The following is a 24,771-nucleotide window of genomic DNA, read 5'->3' as shown; positions in this document are numbered from 1 at the left end:
GCTACCGCCGCAGCTCGAACGTGGTCGTGCCGATCTTGATCGGGGTGTCGAGCGGGATCTTGGCCGGTGAGGTGACGCGCTTGCCGTCGAGGAACGTTCCGTTGGTCGAGTCCAGATCCTGCAGCATCCACGTATCGTTCCACAGCATGAGCCGGGCATGGTGGGTCGACGTGTAGTCGTCGCGGATGACGAGGCCCGACTCGGCCGAGCGGCCGATCGTGATCGGCTCGCGCCCGAGGTCGATCGAGGTGCCCTGCTTCTGGCCGGACGTGATCACCAGGTGGGCAGCGGTGGAGGTGGTGGCCAACGGGTGACTGGGACCGTCCGCGGCCGCGCCGGGCATGTTGCTGAGCGGCGGATGCTGCATGACGATGCCGCCGGAGGACGCGGCCGGCGGGGGGAAGGGGGACGAGGGGGCCTGGCGGCCAGGCGCGGATGCGGCATCCGCTGGCATCTTTCGCACGCGCTGGCCGAAGAGGTCGCTGCGGAGGGCATAGACGATGCCGAAGACGAAGAACCAGAGCAGCAGCAGGAAGCCGATGCGCAGTATGAGGAGCGTGAGTTCGCTGGTCACGGGGCGTCCCAGAAGCCGCCGATGTCGTGGCGCCTCGTCGCGTCGTCGCGCTGGCGGTCTGCTGCGCTGCGGTCGTTCGCGCCGCGGTCATGGGAGGCCTGGGGGAGCACCTTGAACACGATACGGGTGCGGCCGATGGAGATGACCGAGTCTGGCTCGAGAACCGCCTTCTTGAGGGGGCGGCCGTCGAGCTGGGAGCCGTTGGTCGAGCCGAGATCGACGGCCTGGGCGCGCCTGCCGTCCCAGACGACCTCGACGTGGTGGCGGGAGATTCCGGTGTCGTCGACCGTGATGTCGGCGCTCGAGCTGCGGCCGATCACGGTGTGCTCCTGCGTGAGGGGGTAACGCGTGCCGGCGATCTCGAGCACGGGCACCCACGTGACGGTGCCCTTCACGTTCTCGGACTCGACGGTGAGCAGGCCCTCGCTGAGGTGCGGGTCTTCTTCGAGCCTGATCGAGATGCCGCCCGCGAACTGGTAGTTCTGCGCGGCGGCGTGCTGCTCGACGAACTGGGTGAGGTCGTCGATGAGGGTGGGGCCGATGCGGCGCATGCGCTGAAGGTCGGCGGTGCTCATGCGCAGGGTGAAGTCGTTGGGCGCGAGCACGCGGTCGCGGCTGACGACGGCCGCCTTGGTGTCGAGCTCGCGGCGCAGGCCACTCGTGAGCTCGACCGGCTGCAGCCCCGAGCGGAAGGTCTTGGCGAAGGCACCGTTGACGGCGCGCTCAAGACCCTTCTCGAAGTTGTCCAGTATGCCCACAGGTCTCCCGATCTCGGCTCGACGACTATGTGCATGTTAGTAGGCCGGGGTGAGAAGGCGCCCGTGGTGCGCGGTTTCTCGCGGAATATCGTTCGAGCGAGGGACGTGGGGTGGCGGCGTCGAGCGAGTGGACCAAATGGAGATTGGCGGCGTGAAATGCTACTCTCTGTTAGTTCGCGCGAGTGGCGGAATTGGCAGACGCGCTGGCTTCAGGTGCCAGTGCTCGAAAGGGCGTGGGGGTTCAAGTCCCCCCTCGCGCACGCGAAGAAGGTGGCCTCTGACCTGGGCTTTAGATAACCAGGTTGGGGGTCATTTTTGCGCCATGTGCTGAGATATGTGCTAAGCGTTCCCGAGATGAGCCGCGAAGCGGTCTGCTGCGGCCTTCTGCATCGTCGGGGTGACATGGCTGTAGATGTTCATCGTGGTGGTGATGGTGGAGTGCCCGAGGCGCTCCTGCACCACCTTGGGGTGTTCGCCCAGTTCCAGTAGGAGCGTGGCGTGCGTGTGACGGAGCCCCTTGATCGTGACGCGGGGCAGCGTCTTGTGGGTCTTGGTGATCCACTTCAAGCGACGATCCCATCGGCTCGTCATCGCGTCCGGTGATCGGAGCTTGCCTTCGTCGTCGCCGAACACGTGGGCGTCGGCCTTGGCGAGGTCGAACGACACTTCGGCGCGGGCGACCTTGTAGGAGGCGAGCACTTTGAGGGTGTCGGCGTCCACGTCGATGACGCGGGCGTTACCGGTCTTCGTTGTCTTCGTGGTCGTCCAGTCCTCGGTGTTCACCGCGCGGCGGATGCTAATGCGCCCGGTTCTGGTGTTGATGTCGTTCCATTTGAGCGCGAGGGCTTCGCTGCGTCGCATCCCGGTGTAGGCGATGAGTCGCCAGAGCGGAAACAGTTCGTCTTTCAGCTCGTCGCGGTTCCAGGTGAGGAACGTCTGCAACTGTTCGCCTGTCCAGGTGACGATCTCGGGTTTCTGGGCGCGTACCTGGGAAGACTTCGGCGCGTTCACAGTGCGCTTCTTCTTCGTCGGGTTCACGGTCAGCAGCTCGTCGTCGATCGCGGCGTCGAGCATCGCCCCGAGGACGACGTGCACCTTGTGGATGCTGTTGGCCGACAGCGGTTGCCCCTTGCCGTACTCGTCCTTGCGCCCGTGCTTCTCTAACTCCCGGTAGTGGGAGCCGATGCGAGTCGCGGTGAGCTTGTCGATGCGGGTGTTCCCGAGGTCGGGGGTGATGTGGTTGCGGATGATCTTCCGATACCCCTTCACCGTGGAGTCGGCCAGCCGGAGACTGTCGGCCCAGTGCTCGGCGTAGATGGCGATCGTGGGCGTCTTGCCCTGGAACTTCTCGTTCCGGGCCTTCTTCCGCAGGGCCTCGGTGAGTGCAGCTTGGGCTTCTTCGAGGTCGGTGAACCCGCCACGGGTCAGCCGCTTCTCTCCGAGTTCGGGCTTCTCCGGGTCGATGAGCACATAGATCTGAAACTTCCACCGCTTCCCCTTGCGGGTCTGGTAGTCGCCCAGCGATCCCTGATGCCTCGACCGTGACCGGCGCTGCTGCTTCTGCTTCACCCCCTCGGGTGCGTCTGCCGCCTCATCCGGCGGCGGGTCGATGTGCGTCGCCATGCTCTGGCTCCTTTCTCCTTGACGTGGTTCCTCTCGCCCGTTTGTCATGAGCGGGCGAGTGGGCTTGGCGATTGTTACTCGAATGCGAGGGAGGCGTTGGGGTCGAGCTGCAGCAGCCTGCCGGTCGCGTCCGCTTCCCTGGCGCTCTGCGCGTCGTAGCGTTCCTGGTACACCTCGCGCGGGGTGACGCCGACCTGCCCGCGGTCGTACTTGGCGAGCATTTCCTCGGCCCAGTGCGCGGAGCTGATCGCCTGGAACCGCTGCTCTTTCCAGTACCGCACCAGATCGTCGGTGGTGAGCTTCACCCCGCCCGCGATCCAGACCTGCACCTCTTCGGGCAGAAACGTTTCGGGCACTCCCGACAGCGTGACCGCCTCCGCGGGCGGGGTGAGCAGGGCTGCCGGGGTCGTGTTCAGCACATAGGCGAGCGCGGTGAGGTCGTCCACGTCCACCCGACGATCGCCATTCTCGATCTTGCTGATCCCCGAGGGCGCGATCTTCCGGCCCGCATCGGTCATCCGTCGTGCGGCCGTGCGCACGTCCATGCCGATCGCCTGCCGTGCGGCGCGGAGGTTCGCGGCGACGTGCTCGTGTGTGATGCCTGCGGAGTTGCCCCGCACCCGTTCTGTTTCCATACTCGGAACATACAAGCCTGTTCTTGACTCGTCAAGACTCCTAATGTAGTTTTAGAAACGTACGACGCTTTACAGGGAACGGTAGGTGGCGTGATGAGGACAGTGACGGTGACCTTGGATGATCTGCGGGCATCGCGCAGCGCGGTCATCACTCGTGCGGAGGCGGCTGCCGCTCTCGGGGTCGATCCCCGCACGATCACCGCGAGCATCGACAACGGCACGATCCCTTCGGTCCGGCTCGGGCGCAGGGTCGTGATCCCTCGTGAGAAGTTCCTGCGCCTCTTTGACGACACCGAGGTCGTGGGCGCTTCCTGAACCCCGCGCGGCGGTGCCGAATCGGCATGCTCGCGCCCGTCGCCCCGCTTGATTGTCGGGCGTGCCCCGTAAACTTGTTCCCAGACGCCGACCATAAGGAGGCACCCCGAATGGCGACCGAGACTCGCGTTACCGAGGCGCATGTGCAGCGCGTCCTCGCCGAGGTGCAGGCCGGACAGCAGACCGCTGGCGAAGAGATGTCCCCCGAGGGTCTTGAGCTTCTGGCCCGCCAAGTGCGCGGCGAGATCACCGTGGAAGAGGCCGTCGAAGTGATCGCCGCTCGCACGCGTGCACGCGTGGCCGCTCGCACGGCCTGAGTCACTGGCCGTCGCAATGCCAGATCGGTACACCTATCCGGGCAGCGATGTTCTGATCAACAAGTTCGGCATCACCGACTACGACGACTGGAAAGAAGCCGAGGCCGACTTCATCGGCGCCCGCATGGGTGCACTGCGCGAGCATCCCATCGCCGGTGCCTACGATCTTCCGCACCTGCAAGCGATCCACGCCTATCTGACGCAAGATATGTACTCGTGGGGCGGCGAGATTCGCGACACCGACACCCACCCCAGCGGCACGGGTATCGCACACTGTCGCCCGCAGTTCATCGTGCCCGAAGCCGAGCGCGTCTTCGGCGTTCTCGCCGCCCGCGACCACCTGCGCGGCCTCGATGCGGATGCATTCTCGGACGGGCTGGCGTGGGTGTGGGGCGAGACGACCACGATCCACCCGTTCCGCGACGTGAACACGCGCAGCCAGCACGTCTTCTTCAACCAGATCGCCCGTGATGCCGGATGGGTCATCGACTGGTCGCGTATCCCTGGCGACGTGTTCGCCCACGCCCGCACCCTCGCGATCGTGGAAGACCACTCGGGGCTCGACGCGCTGATCCGTCCGAACCTTCTCACCGCCGAGGACGCGGCCCGGCGAGACGGGCTGACGGAGCTGCTGCACGGGCACACTGAGGGCTTCGCGACCCGTAAGGTCACCCGCGACCCTGCCGTGCTCGACCGCGAGCTGGACGCCGCCCGGCAACGTCGCCGCCGGCTCCCACCCCTCGATGCGTTCGGACGTGATGACCGGCCCGGCGGCGGAAGGCGTGGGCCGAGCCTGGGAATCTGACTCCCGACACAGCCGCTCTTCTGGCTACAACCTTCGGCAACCCCGTCCGTCGAGGACTCAGCGCCCCAACCCTGGCGTCTCCCGGTGCGGATCACTCCTGGTCGAGTCGCGCTGTTCGATGCGGAGCCGTCGTGCCCGGTCGGCTGCGGCCTGCTTTGCGGCCTCGGCGGCGGCAGGTTTCGCTTCGACCAGGGCGGCAGCTTGCTCGGTCGGGAGTGCGCGGAGTTTGGCTATCTCGGTACGGGCGTCCTCGGCGCTGCGCGCCCATTTCCGGGCCTCGCGCTCGGGCTTGGCGAGTTCGTACCGTGCCGGGTCGAGGCGTACTCGTTCGGCCCCGTAGAGCCTGCCGAGCAGGGCGCGGTGCTCGGCACGGTGCCGTTCGGTCGTCTCCTGCCGCTCGCGCTCGACGGCGGTTACGGCGTGGGTCGCCTGCTTGACCTCGGGTGCATGCTCGGTGGCGCGGTCCGCGGCCTGTGCTGCCCATGCGTCGGCGGGCTGGTTCCTGTGGGGAGTATTGCCCCAGCGGTCGCGGAGTCTCGCCCGCACCTGTTCGGTGTGCTCGGTCGCGGCGCGGTGAGTCCGCCGAGCCTTGGACTTCCCGAACCGGGAGGCCGCCCTCACCTGCGCGGCGGTGTCGGCCTCGCGCGCCGTGGCATCCTCGTACTCGCGCCAATCTGCTTTGGCAGCGGGGAAGAGCGGCGCTCGCACGCTTGCCCGTATCTGCTCGGCCTGCTCGCGTGTCGCTTCGAGCACCGCCACCGTCTCGGCATCCTCGGCCTGGTGCCGGTGAGTCTGCACGTCAAGGTGCCGCGCGATCTGCATCCAGCGCTCCGTGCGCTGCTCGGCGTCCTGTGCCTGTCTCGTGAGCGTGGCTATCTCGTCGTTCACGAGCTTCACCGGGCCATCCGCGATCAGCCCGCGCACGTCCTCGGTGGCCCGGCGGGTGGCGTCGGTGAGGCCGCGGTCGGCGCGGTCGCGTTCCATCGCCTCGATGAACTGTGCGCGTGCGTCGGCCCGGTTCTCGGCGACGATGTGCAGCAGGTTCGTATCACGGCCTCGCGTCATGCCGACGTACACGCTCGCGGCACTGGTCGCGTCGGTGAGGACCGTGTGCGACCCGGCGACGGTTGTGCCTTGCACGCCGTAGGCGGTCGCGGCGTAGGACAGGTGCGCGTGCTCGGCCACGTACTCGGCGGGCAGGCGCACGGTGCGCTGCCGCTTTCGCCCGTTGCTGGCTTCGCGCACGCTGAGCGCGCTTTCTGCTTCGACGCGCTGCACGATCCAGTTCTCCCGGTTCGCCACCCCGAGATCGGCGTCGTTCTTCCGGGTCTGGATCACGTCACCCCGCCCGATGGGGAGGCCGTCGCTGCCGTACACGGTTCGCGTGTCGTCGACGAGGCCCTGCGCGACTCGTTCCTCGCGGATGCGGGCGTTCACGATGCGAGCCTCGTCGTTCGAGCTGACGGTGACGGCCTCACCCTCGCGCGCCCGCTGGGAGATGTGCTCGTGCACATCCTCCCCGTTGGCATGCACGCGGATCGAGCCGAGCTTTGCGAGTTGGTCGAACACATCGCCGGGGTCGCGTCCGTCGCGCATCCTGAGCGTGACGTCGGCGTACTCGGGATCGGTGAAGCGGTGCACCTCGGCCATATCGAACGTGCGACCCCGAATCTGCACTGCCATATCGAGCACTCCGCCACGGCCGACGGCGGCGAGTTGCGCCCGGTCACCGACGAGCGCGACCATCGCCCCTGCCTCGTCGCAGACGGTCAGCAAGGCGATCGCGGTGTCCTGGTCGAGCATTCCCGCCTCGTCCACGATCACCCGCTCACCCCGCGCCAGCCGCGCCGACTCGGGCGGGCCGCTGTAGATGCGGCCTGTCTCGGGGTCGGTGTCGCCGGGGTTGAGGCGCGTCCATACGCCGTCGTCGTTCCAGCGCCACCCGTGCGCGTGCACGAGCGCCGCAACGCTGGTGGCGGGCACGCCGAGTTCTTCCTGCGCCACCTGCGCCGCACGCAACGTCGGCGCGACCACCCGCGCGGCTCGCCCGTGCTCGCGTGCAACGTCGATCGCCACCCCGAGCATGGTCGTCTTCCCCGCGCCTGCCACGCCCTCCACGATCACCAGCAGGTCGGCGGAGGCGACGACAGCGGCGGCGCGCTCCTGTCCGGCATCGAGACCACGCGCCTGCGCCGCCTCGGTCAAGTCGGAGTGCTTCGGTTCGAGCGCCGGGGTGCGGGCGGCCAGGCGGTCGCGCAATTCAGTTTCCGCCTGCACCACGCGCAACGATGTGAGGTGGGCGACGTGCTCGGGGGTTGCGGTGCCGGGCGGGAGGATTGAGAAGCAATCCTCGAGCGCCAGCCGAGTAGCGACCTCAATGAACTCGCGCACCTCGTTAGGCGTGGCTTGCACGCCGTACTCGGTCATGATCCGGGTCGCATGCTCCTGGACCGTGTGGTGTGTCCACGCCGACGCGCCTGCCGCGCACCGATCCATCGCGCGGTTGGCGACCGTCTGCACGGAGAGGTCACCCAACGACGCCTGCGCTCGGCGGGTTGGCCGGCGCAAGGTGTCCGGGTCGTAGCCCGCCTCCCGCAACTCGGTCAGCCATGCCTGTTCTTCGTGGAGCGTGGTCGGCTTCTTCGCGGGCCTCTCATACGCCCACGCCCGCGCCGCCAACCGCGACGACACGACCGGCCCCATCGTCTCACCCGGATGCGCCGCCTCCCACTCCGCTTCCAGACGTTCCAGGTTCTTGCGTACCTGCTCGCCCCGCTTGCTCATCACAGCGTTGAACGGCGCCAACTCCACCACTTCGCCCGTCGCAGGGTCGAGGGTGAGGCCGTACCGATCCAACACCCCTGCAAGCTTGGGATGCGCCACGATCACGGCAGTGCCGAGAGCACGGATCGCTCCTTGCTGCCGGAACAATGCTGCGGTGTCCAGCCCGCGCCACTTCCCCGCCGCCCATACGCGAGTGCCGATCTGGAAGTGGATGTGCCGGTGCGGGTCGCCCGCCCGGCTTGTGCGGTGGGTCACGGCGACGGTCTGCATCTGCTCGACGGGCACGCACTCCTGTTTCCCGCGCGGGCCGACACGAGTCACCGAGTGCCGGGCGAGCCACCGCCGTATCTCAGATACGGCATCTTGCTGGGCCCGGTCGAGCGCCGCCGAGACTTCGGGATGCAGCGCGGCCGCGATCGACAGGCTCTTGGGAGCATTCACGACCATCTCCGCAAACCGCGGCGATCCCTGCCGCCCCTCACCCGGCAGGCGCGGTCTGCCCGTCGACTCGCCCGTGACCGGATTCACCCAGTCCACCCACCTCGCATACCCCACCGGATCAAGCCCCAGCTCGGCCGTCACGTTCCCCTCGCCGTCCAGCGCGGCGAAGTTCGCGACGGTTGCCTCCGCACCGAGGAAGTAGTCGTCAGCGCGAGAGCGGTCCGCCTCGACATAGCGGCGCGCATCGGCTCCGGTTCCCCGGAACAAGATCACGCCGCCATGCATGAGACGCCTTCCAATTGTTTCTAAATACGAAACATTATATATCTACCACGGTAGTATACGTTCATTCAGAAGGGAACAGTGGGTGAAAGTGGCGGGAGAGCGAGTGAAGGTGGCTGGAAACCTGTAAAAGGGAGGTCGAGTACGGAGGGGGTTGGGCGCGGACCGGAGGCAGGCCGAATGCGTGACGCATTCACCGCTTGCGCCGGGTGGCAAGATCCCGCACGCTCGTGCGACGGACGTGCTCACACCCACTCAAACTCACTGGTGTCGTCCGAGATCTGCCCGTAAGGGGAACCGTATGCGGGACGCGGTCCACGCTATGGGGTCATTTTTCACGCGTAGCCGCGGCACCGGAGCGGCCTCAGGCCGCTCCGGTGCCGAAGAGCAGGCCGAGTAGGTAGGTGACGGCGGCCGCACTGTAGCCGATCATTAGTTGGCGAAGGCCTCTTTTGAGGGGTGAGGCACCGGAAAGCAGCCCCACGACTGCTCCGGTGCCTAAGAGAGTGAGCCCGACGAGGCCTGCTGCGACGAAGACCGCAACCAGGCCTTGCAATCCGAAAAGGTAGGGCAGGACCGGGATGATCGCTCCCGAGGCGAAGAAGCAGAAACTGGAGATTGCGGCGCCCCATCCGGTTCCTACTGATTCGTGTTTATCGACGTCGGGTTTTACCGGCGACCGTTGCGCTACGGTGTTGCCTTTAGCGAGCACGTCGGCGGCGTGCGTCTCTGCTTCTTCGACGCCCATGCCGCGGGCGCGGTAGAGCAGGGCGAGTTCGTTTGCGTCCACGTCCAGATGCGGTAGCGCCTTGTCGGCTTCGGGATCTGGCGTGGAGGCCTCCAGCAGTTCCCGCTGGGATCGGACCGAGACGTACTCGCCGGCGCCCATAGAGAGCGCACCGGCGAGGAGGCCGGCCAGACCCGTGAGGAGGACGACGTGGGTGCCGACGCCGCTGGCGCCGACGCCGAGGATCAGCGAGAGGTTGCTGACGAGCCCGTCGTTGGCACCGAAGACAGCGGCCCGGAATGAACCGGAGAGCCGATTCCGGCCCCGGGTGGCCAGCCCCCGAACGACCTCGCCGTGGATACGTTCGTCCGCGGCCATCGTGGAGGTCGCGTCTGGGTCAGCATCATACGCTGAGCGGGCTTCGGCGCGTTGCGCCAAGGCCAGCACGAACACGGAACCAAATCGACGAGCCAGTAGTCCAAGGAATCGGGTCCGGATGTCGCCGCGGCGCGGCTTCCCTACGTGTTCTCCCAGTAGCGCCAACCAATGGGCCTCGTGGCGGCCCTCGGCAGCGGCCAGGCCGAGGAGAATCTCACGTTCTTCGCCGGTTCTCCGGCGGGCCAGATCACGATAGACAGCGGCTTCGGCCCGCTCGTTCGCGAGGTACTGACGCCAGCGGCGAATCTCAGCGGGGGCCGGCGTGGAGTGAGGAGATGTCATCGTGGTCCTTCGGTCGGAACCGACCGAAGGACCACAGGTGCGTGAGGGCTCCGGCCAGAGGATCGAACACCATTGGCAGTGTTCGATGATCGCCTGGCTGAAGGTCTCGTTCGCCCGTATGGTGTGAAGCCCGGGTGGCACGCCGGGTCCGTGTGGGACGAACCAGTGTGTCGACGTACCGCTTTCCTGTGACGTAACAGGAGTGGGAACTACTCCCCTTCAACAACTAAGTGTCCTACTATATACGTATGCGTGAAGATATGCAGGAATGTACGTTCGGTGTGGATAGCGGTTACGTGGAGCTGGCGGCGGAGGTGTTCACGATGCTGTCTGATGCGACTCGAATCCGGATCATTCTGGCGTTGCGGGACCATGGGGAGCTGTCGGTGAACCATCTGGCCGACATCGTGGACAAGTCACCAACGGCTATATCGCAACATTTGGCGAAGCTGCGCTGGGGCCGGATCGTAGCGGCACGACAGGAGGGCACCCGCGTGTTCTACAGTCTCATCGACGAGCACGCACGGGAACTTGTACAACAGGCCGTGTTCCAGGCCGAGCATGCCGTCGAGGACCAACCACGCCACCACAATGGGACACATCCCTCGCCCGCGCGACTGGTCATCAGCGGGCCGGCGGCATCGTGAGCCAGACAGACACGTCCGCGACGGTCACTGCCCCGGAAGGCGTAGGGGATGCGGAGCAGACCTTATGGCAGCGGGTCGATCGGAAAGACTTGACCCGCACCATCTTCGTGGCGGTCTGCGCCGCGGCCGCGGGAATCGCCCAGGCCGCCGGCGTTGTATGGCCGGTACTGGCCGGTATCGCCGCGGTCGGCCTAATCATCGGGTGCTGGCCGATCCTGGTCGAGGCGTGGGAGGACGTGCGCCACCGGCGGATGAGCATGGAGTTATCGATGCTCATCGCGATCGCCGCGGCTGCGGCGATCGGCCAGTGGGTGACCGCGCTGGTGGTCGCCGCGTTCGTCCTGGCCGCGGAAATCCTCGAAGACCTCTCCATGGACCGAGGCCGCGACGCGCTGGGTGACCTGATGGCATTCCTGCCTCGCACGGTCCAGGTGCGCGATGGGGACCGGCTGCGGACCCTCCCGTTGGATGAGGTCCTTCCCGGTCACATCGTCGTCATAACTCCGGGAGGCAGCGTCCCCGTGGATGGGACGGTGATCGCCGGTAACTCCACAGTGGATCAGTCCCGGATCACCGGCGAGTCGATGCCGGTGGACGTGACGGTCGGGGCGAGCGTCTATGCGGGGTCGGTGAACCAGACGGGCGCAGTTGAAATCCGTGCCGAACGTGTCGGTGCCGGCTCCTCCTACGGGCAGATCATCGAAGCCGTCCGCGCCGCACAGGCCCAGCAGGCCCCCGTCCAGCGCCTCGCGGATCGGCTCGCCGCCTGGCTGGTCTACGTCGCACTGGCGGCTGCGGCCATCACTTACCTCATCACCCGCGACCTGCAAGCCACAATCTCCGTCGTCGTGGTAGCCGGAGCATGCGGAATCGCCGCCGGAACCCCGCTGGCCGTGCTCGCCGCGATCGGCCGCACCGCCCGCGCCGGCGCATTCGTCAAGGGCGGCACGCACCTGGAAGCCCTCTCGACCGTGGACACCGTCGTTTTCGACAAAACGGGCACCCTCACCACCGGAACCCCCACGGTCATCGACGTGCAGCCCGCACCGGGGCTCGAGGCCGACCGGCTGCTCGCCCTCGCCGCGGCCGCGGAATGGTACTCCGAACACCCACTCGGACAAGCAATCGTCGAGCATGCCAGAGTCCGCGGCGTGCATTCGAGAGAACCCGAATCCTTCGACTACCAGCCAGGCCGCGGCGTGACCGCCACGGTCGAGGGCCGCACCGTTCGCGCCGGGAACATTCGGCACGTCCCAGAAGCCGCCCACACAGGCGGCGGCATGCAACAGGGGCAAGAACGTGAAGCGACAGCAGTGCACGTAGCCGTCGACGGCGACTACGCAGGTGTCATCTTCCTGGCCGACACGGTGCGCCCGTCCGCGGCCCAGTGTGTGGCCGACCTCCACAGGCTCGGCCTGCGGGTGCTGATGCTCACCGGAGACAGCACCGCCACCGCAGGCCGGATCGCCGCGCAGCTGCACATCGACCACGTCCGCGCCGAACTGCTGCCCACCGACAAGCTTGACGCCATCGAGGCCGAGCGAGCTGCCGGGCATCGCACCGTCATGGTCGGCGATGGTGTCAACGACGCTCCCGCCCTGGCCAAAGCCGACGTCGGCATCGCGATGGGCTCCGGCACCGACATCGCACGCGAAACCGCCGACGTGATCCTGATCGGCACCGACCTGGCCAACCTGACCCGCACCATCGGCATCGCCCGGCGGACACGAAGGATCATCATGGCCAACTTCATCGGAACGATCGCGGTCGATGTGGTCGGCATGGTCCTGGCCGCCCTCGGCATCCTCGGCCCCGTCACCGCCGCGATCGTGCACGTCGGCAGCGAATCCGTGTTCATCCTCAACTCGGCCCGCCTCATTCCCAGACGCACCGCACACCACGTGCCCCAACCCTCCAAGACGGTGACGGTGACGGTAGCCTCCCCCGGCGGCCTGAGCCGCGGAGAGTGACAGGGTACGTTGATCCTTCCGGAACAGCACCTACGTGAACCTTTCAGCGCCCAGATGGCTGCGCACGAGCGCACCGGGTCCGCTGACGCCGGACGGGTCCGCGCGCTCAGTCGTTGTCGAAGTCGATGTCGGCTCCGCGTAGGGCGGCGATCGCCTGTGCCGCCAGTCTGGCCCCCGCGTAGCCGATCACGGCGGCCAGAACGAGGGCGATGACCGGATCGAGCCAGTAGAGCCCGGCGGTGAGCCAGATCACAACGCCCGCCACGAGAACGCCAGCGGCAGCAGCGGCGTCGGCGAGCGTGTCCAGGAGTACTGATTTCATGTGGATGTCCTCGCGGTGCGCGGACAGTCCAAGCACGAGAGCACCAGCCACCATGACCGCGAGGGTGATCAGGCTCACCACGGCCATCGGGAACCCCAGCACCGCGGGCGATCCCTCGGCCAGTCGCGCGAACGCTTCGATCGCGACGCTGATGGTAACGGCGATCAGGATCGCGGCGTTGATCAGAGCGACGATCGCGATCGGCCGATTCGCCCGCGGGTGATCCGGGTCGCGATCCCGAAGCGCCACCGCGACCAGCCCCAACACCAGCGCGATCGAGTCAGCCACAGTGTCACCGGCGGCCGCCAACACCCCTACCGAGTTGGCAGTGACGCCGACGATCACGAGACCGCCGATCAACGCAAGATTCAGCGTCAGCACAATTGATAATCTCCGCCGCTGGCTGAATCGTGCTGCGCCGGCAGGTGAATTCATGCGTGGGTGCCGGGGTTGAAGATCGCTACGATCCGTGTCGGCAGGACTCATTCGAGTGCGTCGCTGCTTGTGCTGGGGACGGTGGGCGTGTCGATCGCCGGGGTGCTGCCGCGCATCACCTGATACACCTGCTCGGCATAACCATCGAGCACCGCCTCACAGTTTCGCAAACGCACCTCCGCAGCTCCGGCTTCGGCCAGTTCCAGGACGTCACGCTTCTTCAAGTCTCGCAACCAGCGCCGCAGCCGGTCCATGCTCTGTTCTTCCTCTTCGAGTTCGCCGAAGGTGAATTTCGCCTTGGCGATCTCACGGGCGATTTCCGCCTCGAACTTGCCGCAATCGGCCTCGAACTCAGCCCACTCATCAACCCGCGCCGCCACGAACGCGTCCCGGATCAGCGCCGTCGAAGCCTCGTCCCGCGGGGACGCGTCGATCACGGCGAACGTGCCGCCACCCCTGCGGCACAACTCGCCGGCACGATCCAGGGCCGGCTGAAACGCCGGGCCGGATGGCAGCGCCCAGGTCCCCGGGGACACCGGCACCGCTCCCGCCTTCCGCAACTCTCGCCACACCGCCACCCGGTGCCGGGACGGTTCGGACGGCAATTGCACCAGCACTAACACCCATCGGATATTCTTCGTCACAGGACATACTGTAACAACAGTTACACGGAAGAGGATGTGATGGGCACAACGGAACATCGGCTGACCCTGCTCGATGAGGCATTCTTCGTCAGCCTGATCCTGAAGGGCCTAGACGGCGTTCTCGAACTCGTCGGCGGCATCCTGCTCCTGCTCGTCTCTCCGCACCAGATCGGCGTGATCGCCCAGGTCCTGACCCAGCACGAACTATCCGAAGACCCACACGATCTCATCGCGAACGCCCTGCTGCACCTCACCAGCAACCTGAGCTTGTCCGCGACCGTGTTCGGGGCAATCTACCTGCTCCTGCACGGACTCGTGAAGATCGTGCTGGTCTGGGCACTGCTCAGAGGCCACCTGGCGGCATACCCGTGGATGATCGCCTTCCTGATGGCCTTCATCCTCTACCAGGGCTACCAGATCATCGTCGCCTTCTCCTGGGGACTCACCTTCCTGACCGCCTTCGACATCTTCTTCGTCTACCTCACCTGGCGCGAATACGGAATTCACAAGCGGCGACGCGCAGCAAAAGCCGGCGACGACAGCACACACGTGCCCGATCAGACCCACGAACCCTAAAGGCCGGAACCCGATATCCGTATCCACACCAGCCGCGACACACCCGTGGTCTTCGCAGAAAAGTGGCGGGATTCTTTTGACTCGGATGACGAAGTCGGCGGCCAGCCCGCCGTGTCATATGCCGGACGCTGAGCCGGACCGCCAAACCGGCGACCCGCACTGACGAAGATCCGCGTGGTTCCGAGAGGTGACATTCCCGTAAGACCCGCCCGAGAAATTGCCCGGTGAAGGGGCGCTAAACGCTACAGGCAAATCCATGACTGAATAACCGCGGGAAGCCTTGGCCGTGTGTCGCGACGGCGACACCCTCGTCGCCACGAAACTCGATCGCCTGGCCCGGTGGCTACGCGATGCGAAAGACATCCTCGATGCCTCGCCCGCTGTCACGTGAAGCTGCGCATCGGCGGCTTTGCACATGGCCCCGCCGACCTTCTGGGCCAACTGTTGTTCAACCTGTCGCCATGGTCTCCGAATTCGGGACCGATCTGATTCGCACACGAACGCGTGAGGGCATGCTCTTTTCATGTGCTAACTCATGTGCTACCGGCTATGTAGGTCCGTGAATCCTGAAGGAGTTATCCACAGTCCCCTTCTCTGACTTCCCTCTGCTTACGGGCCAGAACGCGCGTTCACGATCCTGCGCGCGAGCGGGCACAGAACAGTTCAAGTCCCCCCTCGCGCACGGTGTGGCTGATTCGGGAAAAGTCCGAGCGACTTCACGAAGCAGCACAGGCGAACGGATGAAGGGCCGGGCCGACGGAAACGTCGGCCCGGCCCTTTGCGTATTCGCGGCTATCCCGGCCGATCAGCGACGGTGCGGCCCGGTGTACGCCACGTGCTGAAGCGCCAGCTCGTACCCGTGGGCGCCCGCACCCACGATCACCGCCGTCGCGATCGGTGAGATGCGGGAGTGGTGCAGGTACTCCGCGGGCCGCGCCATGATATTCGTGATGTGCACCTCGATGACTGGCACCGGCAGCATCGCCAGGGCGTCGCGCAACGGCACAGAGGTGAATGACAACTCGGCGGGGTTGATGACCACCGCGTCGAAGGCGTTCATCGCCTCCTGCGCGGCATCCACGAGTTCGGCTTCGCTGTTGCTCTGCCGAACGTCCGCGGTGACGCCGAGCCGTGCCGCCTCCGCTGCCACCCGATCGTCGATCTGCTTCAGCGTGACCTCGCCGTAGATCTCCGGTTCGCGCCGCCCGAGCAGATTGAGATTCGGCCCGCTGAGTACCAGAGCGGATGCGCGCGGCGTCTCCGGTACGCCGGCGTCCGACACCGCCGGGGCGACGCTCAGCAGTGACAGCGCGTGTTCGAGCGCGAGCAAGTAACCGTTCGTTCCCGCACCGACGATCACGGCCGTGGCGACATCCGAGATAAAGGAATGGTGCCGAAACGACTCTCGTGCGTGAATGTTTGTGACGTGCACCTCGATCACGGGCACGGGCAGCATGGCGAGCGCGTCGCGCAGCGCGACGGACGTGTGGCTGAGTCCGCCGGCATTGATGATCACCGCATCGACGTCGCTCATTGCTTCCTGAGCCGCATCGATGAGCACGCCCTCGCTGTTGCTCTGCCGAAAGTCGAGACCCACGCCGCGACTCTCGGCGCGCTGGGAGAGTGATTCGTTGACCGCGTCGAGCGTGACCGAGCCGTACAGTGCCGGCTCGCGCCGCCCGAGAAAGTTGAGATTGGGGCCGTTGAGCACCAGAACGCGTGGTTGGGTCATCGCAGTTGACCACCTTTCCATTCCTCGAAGCCGATGGCCCTTGTACCTGGGTCGATGACCCGGGCTCGCTTCTGACCTCTGCACGATACCGCTGAGAGCGTCGGGATATGCCAATCATCGACCCCGACCGTGACATTCATCCTGTCGAGCGCGGGACGATGCGCTCTGTTGGCCGCCCCGGGCGTTTCCTAGCGTGGGAGGCGAACACACACGTGAAGGGAGTGGGACATGACTCAGACGTTTTCGCCCGTATGGCCGGTAGAGGGTGGCGCGCGTCGGCTGCGGCTCGGGCGCGCGGGAGTGGTAGCGGCATCCGCTGCGGTTGCCGTGGTGCTCTGGATCATCTGCGTTCCGGTCATGGGGCTTGAGCTGGTGGTCGGTTCCGCAGCCGCGTCGCAGACGGTGGGGTTGGCGGCCGTGATCGTCGTACCGCTTCTCGCCGGAGGAGCCGCGTGGGGCCTGCGTGCGCTGCTCGAGCGGATGCCGCGTGGCGGGCGCCGCACCTGGCTCATCACGTCGTGGGCCGTACTGGCGCTGTCGCTGCTGGGGCCGCTCGGCGTGGCGAGCGGTGCGGTGCTGATTGCGCTGCTCGCGATGCACGTGGCGGTGGGGCTGACGCTCATCGTCGGGCTCTCGGCGCTCGCCGCATCCGCCAAGGGCGGCGCGCGGCGTCGACCCGCGAGAGGGCGCCCGGTAGCGTGATGAGCATCGACAGCGACACTGACCCCACCTACCGCGGTGCGGGTGCCGAGCCGGCCCTGGCCTGGTTCGCCCGGCGCCCCGGGCCGTGGTTCGCGCTCATCTGGCTTCCGGTGCTGATCGTCGGGCCGCTCGTGGACGCCGTCGCCGGCGGCAACGCGCTTCGCGTAGCGGCGCTCGTGGTGCTCGGTGCGGTCTTCGCCTGCACGGTCTGGCTGCCGTACCGGCGCACGGGTGAGCGCGCCGCGAACCGCCGTTTCGCCGAACTGTCGTTCACGCTGTTCCTCCTCCTCGGTGCCGGCTACTTCGTGGGGTGGCAGACCGACCGCCAGTTCCTCTTCCCGCTGCTGGCGATCGCGGCCGCCGTGGCGATCCGGCGTGGCTGGGCGTTCGGCATCATCTGGGGCCTCGCGGTGAGCGGCGCATCCGCTGTGGGTTTCGAGCAGTCCTCTCTCGATGCGGCCATGCTGCTCGGATTCGCCACGTTCTTCGGCGGCGCCGCGAATCTGCTCGTGCGCTACCTCGTCGACCTCGTCGCCGAACTCAGGCGCACTCAGCACCGGCTGGCGCATGTCGCCGTCGGCGAGGAACGGCTGCGCTTCTCGCGCGACCTGCACGACCTGCTCGGCCACACGCTCTCGGTCATCGTCGTGAAGGCGGAGGCGGTGCGGCGACTGCTCGCTTCGGACCCCGAGGCGGCTGCGGCGCACTCGCGCGACATCGAGACGATCGGCCGTGAGGCGCTCGCCGAGGTGCGCGAGGCCGTGTCGGGCTACCGGTCGGTGGGTCTTGCTGACGAGATCGAGCGGGCGCGAGGCGCGCTCGCCGCCGACGGGATTCGGCTCGAACTGTCGATGCCCGAGGGCGAAGGCGTGCCTCCCGGCGCCGACTCGCTGCTCGGCTGGGTGGTGCGCGAGGCGACGACGAACATTCTGCGGCACGCCGAGGCGACGCGCTGCCGAATCACGCTGACACAGGAGCCCTCGAGTGCCCGCATCGAGATCGTCGACAATGGGCGGGGCGGCCGCACCGGCTACTCCGGCGGTTCGGCGGCGGGCAGCGGCCTGCAGGGGCTGGCGGAGCGCATCGGCGACGCTGGAGGCGAGCTTGGCACCACGGCAACCGCGCAGGGCTTCCGCCTGACGGCGTCGATTCCCCTGACATCGGATGGCTCGCCCGAGGGCTCGCGGCCATGACGCCCGGCGCGGCCCCGATCAGCATCCTCATCGCCGAGGACCAGCGGATGATGCGCTCCGCGCTCGTCAGCCTGCTCGAACTCGAAGATGACATGACCGTCGTGGCGGATGTGGGGCGCGGAGACGAGGTCGTGCAGGCGGCTCGCCACGCGCATCCGAATGTCGTGTTGCTTGATATCGAGATGCCGGGACGCAGTGGCCTCGACCTGATCGCGGAGCTGATGCGGGAGGTTCCCGGCTGTGCCGTGATCGTGGTGACGACGTTCGGGCGGCCCGGCTACCTGCGGCGGGCGATGGAGGCGGGGGCACGAGGGTTTCTCGTAAAGGACGACCCGGTTGAGGAGCTCGCCGGGGCGATCCGGCGGGTGCTGGCCGGCGAGGTGATCGTGAACCCGAGGCTCGCTGCGCAGGCGCTGAGCAGTGCTGCCAACCCGCTGACCGAGCGGGAGCGCGAGGTGCTCGCGGCATCGGCGAATGGCGCGACGATCAGCGATATCGCCCAGGCGCTGCACCTCTCGCACAGCACCGTGCGCAACTATCTCTCGTCGGCGATCGGGAAGACGGCGACGCGCAATCGCGGTGAGGCGCTGAGCCGGGCCCGGGACGAGGGGTGGCTGTAGGGTGCGCAGACCCCCAAACCGCGGGTGATCTGGGTATTTTTCTGCGTGTTTTGCCCTAGAGGCGCCCATGTCGGCGTACCCCTGACATACCGTTGGAGCGATCCTCGACGCTTCCCGTCGTTTCGGGAGGCTCGCACCCGACCGCCTGAGGTTCGATATGACGACTCTTCTTCGACGCCACCCCGGCGCACACGCCCGCATGCGACGCGCCCACTCGCTCTCTGGCGCGCGCACTCCGCTGAAGGTTCTGGCGCTCGCCGCCAGTGCCGCCCTCGTCTGCGCCGGACTCGTGACGACGGGTGCGCTGGCCGCATCCGCTGTCTCGTCAGGCACGCTTCTGCTGAAGGACAGCTTCACGAAGTCGAGCGTCACCTCGAGCGAATACGTCGTGGGCGGCACCGGTACGGTCGCCGGGGCGAGCGCGAACGTCGCGTGCCTGACGGCGGCCGGGTCGACGACCTCTGATGCGCCGACAAGATGTGCGAGCGGGGCCACCGATGCGAGTGACGGCGGCGCTCTTCGGCTCACGACCGCCGAAGGCAGCCAAACGGGCTTCCTGCTGTACAACCATGCACTGCCGACCAGGGCCGGCCTCGACATCCAGTTCAATATGTATCAATACGGCGGTAACGGCGCCGACGGCATCACGTTCTTCTTGAGCGACGGGCAGCATGAGCTGGACAGGGTAGGAGCGTCGGGCGGCTCACTCGGATATCACAACAGCACCGCAGGGTCGGGGATAGGGCAGAAGGGAATCCCGTACGCCCTGCTCGGCGTCGCCTTCGACGCCTACGGCAACTTCGTCTACGAGACGAACAATGTGGCTGACGGCGGAAGCTGCGCGGACCACTCCGCTGACTGGTCCAAGGCCAGGGCTCCTCAATCCGTCTCGCTGCGCGGACCGGGCAAGCTCGGTAGCGACGGCACCTGGGACGACGGCTACTGCCTGCTCGGCGCTCCGGTCGCTCCCGCAGGCGGTATCGACCTGACGAGCACCACGACCCGCGATGCGGCGCTTCGAAAGGTCAAGATCGAGATCGATCCGCCGTCGACCACGTCTCCCAAGGTGCGCGTCTACCTCGGGGCCATGGGCGACGCGAATGCCACTCCGCAGCTCGTGACGACGGTGGACGAGCCGGCCGAGTTCGCGACCACGAAGACGTTCAAGTTCGGCTGGTCCGCGAGCACGGGCGGGTCGACGGACATCCACGAGATCAACATGCTGAATGTGGCATCGATCAACGAGATCACTCCCGTGATCGAGGTGACCGCAACGAACCCATCCCCCGCGGACGCCGGTTCCGAGAGCAATGTCACCTTCTCGACCTCCACGAGCTCCAGCGACGGGCCCATCGCCGCAGGTGTGCCGGTGACGATGACCGTGACCAGCCCGACCAACATGACGCTCGGCACGCTTCCAGCGGCGATCAACGGATGGTCGCTCGGCTCGAACACCTCGACTTCTGCCGTCTACACCTACACGCCCGACGCCCTCGTGGTTCCCGGAACGGCCCTGCCAGACCTGACTCTTCCCGTGACCAGCACGACGCCCGGAACGTACAACGTCAGTGCCATCGTGAGCGGCGCCGGGATCGACACCGCCACGAGCACCGAAGCGGATCGCACGGGCACGAGCACGGTGACTGTTCGCCCGATTGCCGGCGACGGCCCGGTGGCGGGGCAATCGGCGACGGCGACGACTGCTCCGGCATCCGCAACCCCGGCGGTCACGACGATTCCAGTGCCTGACCCCGTCGGTGTGGGAACGCCCACGTATTCCATTGCGAGCGGGCCAACCCGTGGAGCGGCGACAATCGATAGCGCCACCGGTGTCATCAGCTACACGCCGGCGGCCGGGATGAGCGGCATCTCGAGAATCGAATACGTCGTCGAGATGAACGGGCAGACGTCGCTTCCGGCGACCGTGACCGTGACGACCCCTCCCGCTGCATCCGACATCAGCACGGCGACCGGCTATGCGACGCCGATCACCGTCGACCTCGCGACCACTTCTGTCGGTACCGGTCTCACCTTCGCTCTCGTCAGCGCTCCTCCGACGACCGCCGGCACCGCCACCGTCGACTCGGCGACAGGTGCTCTTGTATTCACGCCGGCAAGCGCCTTCTCCGGCTCGACGACGATGACGTATCGCGTCACGGACGCCGACAGCGTTTCCTCAGCGACAGCCGCCGTCACGATCGCTGTCGGCCCGCGCGCGCATGACGACAGCCTCTCTGTCTCGCTCGACAAGACGGGCAACGGCACAGTTTCCTCCACGCTGCCGGCGGTCGACGGCTCCGGCCCATTCACCTACACTCTCGTCGACGACACGGCGGCGGGCACCGTCGCGCTGGCCGCCGACGGATCGTTCACCTACACCGCGAAGAAGCAGACCACCGGTACGTTCACCGCAACGTACACGGCGACCGGCGCGTCCGGAGCCCCCAACGAGGACTCGGCCGTGCTCACCGTGATCGTGAAGCCATATGCCGGCATGGTCTCGGCGACCACACGGGCAGACACGAGCGTCACGGCCGCCCTCACAACGCAGGGAGCCGAAGGGGGCACCTTCACCATCACGCAGCCCGGCAGTGGAGCAGGCGCTGCCGCTCTCGGTGACGATCCCGCGACGCTCATCTTCACGCCTGCGGCGGGCACGAGCGGCATCGCCACCTTCTTGTACACGGTGAGCGCCAACGGGGTCACGAGCGATGCCGCCACCGTGAGCATCTCGGTGTGTCCCGTCGTCACCGACAAGACCGCCAGCACTCCGTACGGCAGGACGGCGACCGTCGATCTCACGGGCGGCGCGCGAGGTACCGCGCTCACGTACAGCATGGTCAGCGGCGCGAGCGCAGCGGGCGCGGCATCCGTCGACGCGGCCACCGGTCTGCTGACGTTCGCCCCCAAAGTCGGCTTCTCGGGGATCGCGGCCATCACGTTCAGAGCGACGGACGCTGCCGGCCTCGCCAGCGACGTCAAGACCGTGACGCTGACGGTGCTTCCTGAGGCGCAGTCGTCGGCGGCGACGGTCACCCTTCCGCCGTCAGGTGCAGGCGAGAGCAGCTTCGATGTGCCGCAGCCGGCCGGAACCGGGCCCTTCCACTTCGAGCTCGTGCCCGGCAGCACCACGCCGGGTGGCTCGTTCGCCATCGATGAGAGCACCGGGCGGGTGACCTTCACGCCAGAGCCGGGGGTCTCCGGCCACGTGCAAGCGAAATACCGGGTGACGGATGCCGCGGGGAACACCAGCAACGCGCAGGACGTCACGGTCACGGTGCTGCCCTTCAGCCGCACCCCGAACACCGCGCAGGATGTCGGATCGGCCACGCACGAGCTCGTCGCGGCGCAGACCGTGGGCACCGGCCCCTTCGTCTACGCGCTGGTCGACGCCCCCGATCCCACGATCGGAGCGGCACGCATCGACGCCGCGAGGGGCCTGATCACGTTTGAGCCCGCCGATCGGACAGCAAGCGGGCGGGTGTCGTTCACGTACACGGTGACGGACGCCGCTGGCGTGACGAGCACGCCTTCCCCTGCCATGCTGCAGTTACGCCCGACCGTCACCGACCTCAGCGGCTCCACGCAGGGTGCGCTCGCGAATCCTTTGCCGGCGGTTCTCACGCCGGCCCCCGTGGGCACCGGACCGTTCACGTATCGACTCCTCAGCACCGCGCCGCACGCGAACGTCGCGGGAACGGGCGCGGCCTTCGCCGTGACACCCGCAGACGGATACAGCGGAACGACGGCCTTCACCTTCGTCGCGGTCGACGTGCACGGCGTCGAATCCGCCGTTCGGACGGCGACGGTGGTCGTCGCCGGCATTCCGGGTGGTCTGGCGAAGACCGGCGTGGACGTTCCGGGAGCCGCCGCGCTTGGAGCGGTGATGGCGATTCTTCTCGGAGCGGGACTCGTTCTGGCGATGCGGCTTCGGCGGCGTCAGAGCGCGCGTCGTCAGAGCGGGCGGCGGCCGACGACGACCGTGGCGTAGAGCGCCGCGGAGCGCGCGATGCGGGGCAGCAGGCCGGCGGCCGTGAAGGCTGCGGAGGCGGCATCCGCTTGCTCCTCGCTTGTTTCGATGAGCAGGTAGCCGCCGGGGTTCAGCCAGGATGCGGCGGCGGCCGCGACTCGGCGCGCGATGGCGAGGCCGTCTCGCCCGCCGTCGTGGGTTGCGTTCGGTTCGTGCTCGCGCGCCTCGGTGGGCATGAGGGAGATCTCGTCGGTGGGCACGTACGGCACATTGGCGGCGATGATGTCGAGCGCGCCGCGGAGGCTCTCGGGGAGCGGGTCGAAGAGGTCACCGGTGTAGACGTGGCCGCCGAGCGGGGCGAGGTTGCGGCGGGCACACGCGGTGGCGGCGGGGTCGATGTCGGCGGCGTAGAGGGCGTGGGTGACGGCGCGCTCGGGGTCGCCGGGGAGTTCGAGGTCGCCGGGGAGCTCTGCGAGGCGGTGGGCGAGGGCGAGGCCGATGGCGCCGGTGCCGCAGCAAAGGTCGAGGATGACGGGAGCCGCGGGTGCGATGCGCGCCGCCTCGTCGACGAGAAACGCGGTGCGCTGGCGTGGGATGAAGACGCCGGCGTCGATGGAGACGCGCAGCCCGCAGAACTCGACCCAGCCCAGGATGTACTCGAGCGGCTCTCCCGCGATGCGGCGGGCGACGAGCGGCTCGAGCGCTGCGGCCGTGGGAGCGGCCTCGAGGAGCAGTCGTGCCTCGTCTTCGGCGAAGACGCATCCGGCCGCACGCAGGCGCGCAGTGAGGGCCGGGGAGTCGGGTGATCGTGATGCGGTGATCGCGTCAGATTAGCGCATGCCGCCTCGCCCGATTGCTAGCGTAGAAACGATTCGCGCCCTGCCGCCCGTGACGACGCGCCGGCATCGCGCGTAGAGAAGGGCTCTCAGTGCGACGCGGCATCAACTACGACACCGGCTTCAATCCATCGAACGAGGGCCTCAGCCGCATCGCGTTTGACGTCGGCGACGTGCGACGCGATATGACGACGATCTCGGAGGAGTTGCATTGCGATGCGGTGCGCGTCTCCGGCGGCGACGCTGAGCGAGTGGCGATGGCGGCCGGCGTGGCCGCGGAGGCCGGCCTCGAGGTCTGGTACTCGCCCTTCCCGTGCGAGCTCGAGCCGGAGGCGCTGCTCGATCATCTCGCGGATGCTGCTCGGCGAGCCGAGCAGGTCCGGCGGCACGCGCCGGCCGTCGAGGTGATCTTCGTCGCGGGCTGCGAGATCAGTCTCTTCAATCGCGGATACCTTGCCGGCGACGACCTGCTGTCCCGTCTGGACGCCCTCACGAGTCTCGCCGCTGGCGGCGACGCGGCATCCTTCGCCGACTTGTTCGGGCGCCTGAGCGTGGCGCTCGCCGACATCGCGACCGCTGTCAGACGGGAGTTCGGCGGCCGGATCAGTTACGCCTCGGGTCCATGGGAGTTCATCGACTGGGGCCCGTTCGACATCGTCGGTGTCGACGCGTATCGCAACGCCGAGAACGCCGGGGTCTTCCGCGACGAGCTGCGCGCCCACCACGCACACGGCAAGCCGGTGGCCGTCACCGAGTTCGGCTGCTGCACCTACCGTGGCGCCGGCGACGCGGGAGGCGAAGGGTGGCTCGCCGTCGATGAATCGGAAGGCGAGAAGCGGATGCGGCCGGGAACCCTTCGAGACGAAGGCGAGCAATCGCGCTACCTCACTCAGCTGCTGCCGATCTTCGAAGAGGAAGGGATGGACGCGGCCTTCTGGTTCACCTACGCAGGATGGGAGCTGCCGCATCGGCCCGACGACCCGGAACACGACCTCGACCTCGCCTCATACGGCGTGCACGCCGTGTTGCCCGACGGCAGCCTGCGCCCCAAGCAGGTCTTCGAGACGATGGCGGCGCTCCACCGTGGATAGCTCGGTGCGAGGCGAGGGGGTTTCGAGACGCCGCTTCGCGGCTCCGGGGCCC

Annotated in this window: 21 protein-coding genes, 1 tRNA gene and 2 pseudogenes; 13 read left to right on the top strand and 11 right to left on the bottom strand. The window is 67.3% G+C overall.

What is annotated here, in order from left to right:
- Position 1: 1 nt before the first annotated feature.
- Together OSC27_RS10670 and OSC27_RS10665 are read right to left on the bottom strand one after the other, a co-directional pair.
- Positions 2 to 574, bottom strand: a complete 573-nt coding sequence (locus OSC27_RS10670; protein ID WP_267181439.1) for an FHA domain-containing protein — start codon at positions 572 to 574, stop codon at positions 2 to 4.
- The gene (locus OSC27_RS10665) at positions 571 to 1,332 is read right to left on the bottom strand and encodes an FhaA domain-containing protein (RefSeq protein ID WP_267181438.1); all 762 of its coding nucleotides are present in this window, start codon (positions 1,330 to 1,332) and stop codon (positions 571 to 573) included. Before OSC27_RS10665 ends, OSC27_RS10670 begins: the two co-directional genes overlap by 4 nt.
- A 176-nt stretch (positions 1,333 to 1,508) precedes the next feature.
- Here OSC27_RS10665 and OSC27_RS10660 point away from each other — a divergent pair.
- Positions 1,509 to 1,592, top strand: a tRNA-Leu gene (locus tag OSC27_RS10660).
- Positions 1,593 to 1,671: 79 nt separating this feature from the next.
- Here the strand turns inward: OSC27_RS10660 and OSC27_RS10655 are convergent.
- Together OSC27_RS10655 and OSC27_RS10650 are read right to left on the bottom strand one after the other, a co-directional pair.
- The gene (locus tag OSC27_RS10655) at positions 1,672 to 2,955 is read right to left on the bottom strand and encodes a tyrosine-type recombinase/integrase (RefSeq protein ID WP_267181437.1); all 1,284 of its coding nucleotides are present in this window, start codon (positions 2,953 to 2,955) and stop codon (positions 1,672 to 1,674) included.
- 74 nt (positions 2,956 to 3,029) lie between these two features.
- Positions 3,030 to 3,590 carry a helix-turn-helix domain-containing protein gene (locus OSC27_RS10650; RefSeq protein WP_267181436.1) on the bottom strand — a complete coding sequence of 187 codons (561 nt, stop codon included), beginning with the start codon at positions 3,588 to 3,590 and terminating at the stop codon, positions 3,030 to 3,032.
- 108 nt (positions 3,591 to 3,698) lie between these two features.
- Between OSC27_RS10650 and OSC27_RS10645 the strand changes: the two genes are divergently transcribed.
- The 3 genes from OSC27_RS10645 (at position 3,699) to OSC27_RS10635 (ending at position 5,027) form a co-directional block, all read left to right on the top strand.
- A complete protein-coding gene (locus tag OSC27_RS10645) occupies positions 3,699 to 3,905 on the top strand; it encodes a helix-turn-helix domain-containing protein (protein WP_267181435.1) in 207 nt (68 codons plus the stop codon).
- A 110-nt stretch (positions 3,906 to 4,015) separates the two neighbouring features.
- Positions 4,016 to 4,222, top strand: a complete 207-nt coding sequence (locus tag OSC27_RS10640; protein ID WP_267181434.1) for a hypothetical protein — start codon at positions 4,016 to 4,018, stop codon at positions 4,220 to 4,222.
- A gap of 16 nt (positions 4,223 to 4,238) precedes the next feature.
- On the top strand, positions 4,239 to 5,027 hold the full coding sequence (locus OSC27_RS10635) for a Fic/DOC family protein (protein WP_267181433.1): 789 nt from the start codon (positions 4,239 to 4,241) through the stop codon (positions 5,025 to 5,027).
- Positions 5,028 to 5,084: 57 nt separating this feature from the next.
- On the opposite strand, the gene mobF is transcribed toward OSC27_RS10635, so the two are convergent.
- Positions 5,085 to 8,525 carry a MobF family relaxase gene (gene mobF, locus OSC27_RS10630; protein ID WP_267181432.1) on the bottom strand — a complete coding sequence of 1,147 codons (3,441 nt, stop codon included), beginning with the start codon at positions 8,523 to 8,525 and terminating at the stop codon, positions 5,085 to 5,087.
- A gap of 373 nt (positions 8,526 to 8,898) precedes the next feature.
- Entirely contained in the window at positions 8,899 to 9,981 is a 1,083-nt protein-coding gene (locus OSC27_RS10625) for a VIT1/CCC1 transporter family protein (protein WP_267181431.1), read from the bottom strand.
- 248 nt (positions 9,982 to 10,229) lie between these two features.
- Here OSC27_RS10625 and OSC27_RS10620 point away from each other — a divergent pair, with 248 nt between their 5' ends.
- Together OSC27_RS10620 and OSC27_RS10615 are read left to right on the top strand one after the other, a co-directional pair.
- Positions 10,230 to 10,628 carry a metalloregulator ArsR/SmtB family transcription factor gene (locus tag OSC27_RS10620; RefSeq protein ID WP_323374049.1) on the top strand — a complete coding sequence of 133 codons (399 nt, stop codon included), beginning with the start codon at positions 10,230 to 10,232 and terminating at the stop codon, positions 10,626 to 10,628.
- Between the two features lie 89 nt (positions 10,629 to 10,717).
- Positions 10,718 to 12,598 (top strand): heavy metal translocating P-type ATPase, encoded by a 1,881-nt coding sequence (locus OSC27_RS10615; protein WP_267181430.1) that lies wholly within the window; start codon positions 10,718 to 10,720, stop codon positions 12,596 to 12,598.
- Positions 12,599 to 12,704: 106 nt separating this feature from the next.
- Here OSC27_RS10615 and OSC27_RS10610 read toward each other — a convergent pair whose 3' ends face one another.
- Positions 12,705 to 13,406 carry a cation diffusion facilitator family transporter gene (locus tag OSC27_RS10610; protein ID WP_267181429.1) on the bottom strand — a complete coding sequence of 234 codons (702 nt, stop codon included), beginning with the start codon at positions 13,404 to 13,406 and terminating at the stop codon, positions 12,705 to 12,707.
- Positions 13,403 to 13,999, bottom strand: coding sequence for a Chromate resistance protein ChrB (locus tag OSC27_RS10605; RefSeq protein ID WP_267181428.1), 597 nt, complete (start codon positions 13,997 to 13,999; stop codon positions 13,403 to 13,405). Before OSC27_RS10605 ends, OSC27_RS10610 begins: the two co-directional genes overlap by 4 nt.
- A 39-nt stretch (positions 14,000 to 14,038) precedes the next feature.
- Here OSC27_RS10605 and OSC27_RS10600 point away from each other — a divergent pair, with 39 nt between their 5' ends.
- Both OSC27_RS10600 and OSC27_RS10595 read left to right on the top strand, forming a co-directional pair.
- Positions 14,039 to 14,575 carry a DUF2127 domain-containing protein gene (locus OSC27_RS10600; RefSeq protein WP_267181427.1) on the top strand — a complete coding sequence of 179 codons (537 nt, stop codon included), beginning with the start codon at positions 14,039 to 14,041 and terminating at the stop codon, positions 14,573 to 14,575.
- A gap of 271 nt (positions 14,576 to 14,846) precedes the next feature.
- A pseudogene (locus OSC27_RS10595) lies at positions 14,847 to 15,090 on the top strand (recombinase family protein); the annotation flags it as partial.
- Between the two features lie 290 nt (positions 15,091 to 15,380).
- On the opposite strand, the gene OSC27_RS14520 reads toward OSC27_RS10595, so the two are convergent.
- Positions 15,381 to 15,857: a type II 3-dehydroquinate dehydratase gene (locus OSC27_RS14520; RefSeq protein WP_416348855.1), complete on the bottom strand. Its 477-nt coding sequence runs from the start codon at positions 15,855 to 15,857 to the stop codon at positions 15,381 to 15,383.
- A gap of 12 nt (positions 15,858 to 15,869) precedes the next feature.
- Positions 15,870 to 16,307, bottom strand: a pseudogene (gene aroQ, locus OSC27_RS14515) (type II 3-dehydroquinate dehydratase); the annotation flags it as partial.
- A 228-nt stretch (positions 16,308 to 16,535) separates the two neighbouring features.
- Here aroQ and OSC27_RS10580 point away from each other — a divergent pair.
- From OSC27_RS10580 to OSC27_RS10565, 4 genes are all read left to right on the top strand, one after another.
- Entirely contained in the window at positions 16,536 to 17,009 is a 474-nt protein-coding gene (locus OSC27_RS10580; protein ID WP_267181426.1) for a DUF6069 family protein, read from the top strand.
- A complete protein-coding gene (locus tag OSC27_RS10575) occupies positions 17,009 to 18,202 on the top strand; it encodes a sensor histidine kinase (RefSeq protein ID WP_267181425.1) in 1,194 nt (397 codons plus the stop codon). Before OSC27_RS10580 ends, OSC27_RS10575 begins: the two co-directional genes overlap by 1 nt.
- A complete protein-coding gene (locus tag OSC27_RS10570) occupies positions 18,199 to 18,822 on the top strand; it encodes a response regulator transcription factor (RefSeq protein ID WP_267181424.1) in 624 nt (207 codons plus the stop codon). Before OSC27_RS10575 ends, OSC27_RS10570 begins: the two co-directional genes overlap by 4 nt.
- 157 nt (positions 18,823 to 18,979) lie before the next feature.
- Complete coding sequence (locus OSC27_RS10565; RefSeq protein WP_267181423.1) at positions 18,980 to 22,813, top strand: Ig-like domain-containing protein; 3,834 nt, start codon at positions 18,980 to 18,982, stop codon at positions 22,811 to 22,813.
- Here the strand turns inward: OSC27_RS10565 and OSC27_RS10560 are convergent.
- Positions 22,777 to 23,526 carry a putative protein N(5)-glutamine methyltransferase gene (locus tag OSC27_RS10560; RefSeq protein WP_267181729.1) on the bottom strand — a complete coding sequence of 250 codons (750 nt, stop codon included), beginning with the start codon at positions 23,524 to 23,526 and terminating at the stop codon, positions 22,777 to 22,779. The two genes, OSC27_RS10565 and OSC27_RS10560, sit on opposite strands and share 37 nt — an antisense overlap.
- A 194-nt stretch (positions 23,527 to 23,720) precedes the next feature.
- Here OSC27_RS10560 and OSC27_RS10555 point away from each other — a divergent pair, with 194 nt between their 5' ends.
- Positions 23,721 to 24,719, top strand: a complete 999-nt coding sequence (locus OSC27_RS10555; RefSeq protein ID WP_267181422.1) for a hypothetical protein — start codon at positions 23,721 to 23,723, stop codon at positions 24,717 to 24,719.
- Positions 24,720 to 24,771: the final 52 nt, after the last annotated feature.

Origin of the sequence: Microbacterium sp. STN6 (assembly GCF_026410545.1) — a bacterium.
GTDB lineage: Bacteria > Actinomycetota > Actinomycetes > Actinomycetales > Microbacteriaceae > Root112D2.
This window is presented reverse-complemented; position numbering and strand designations above follow the sequence as displayed.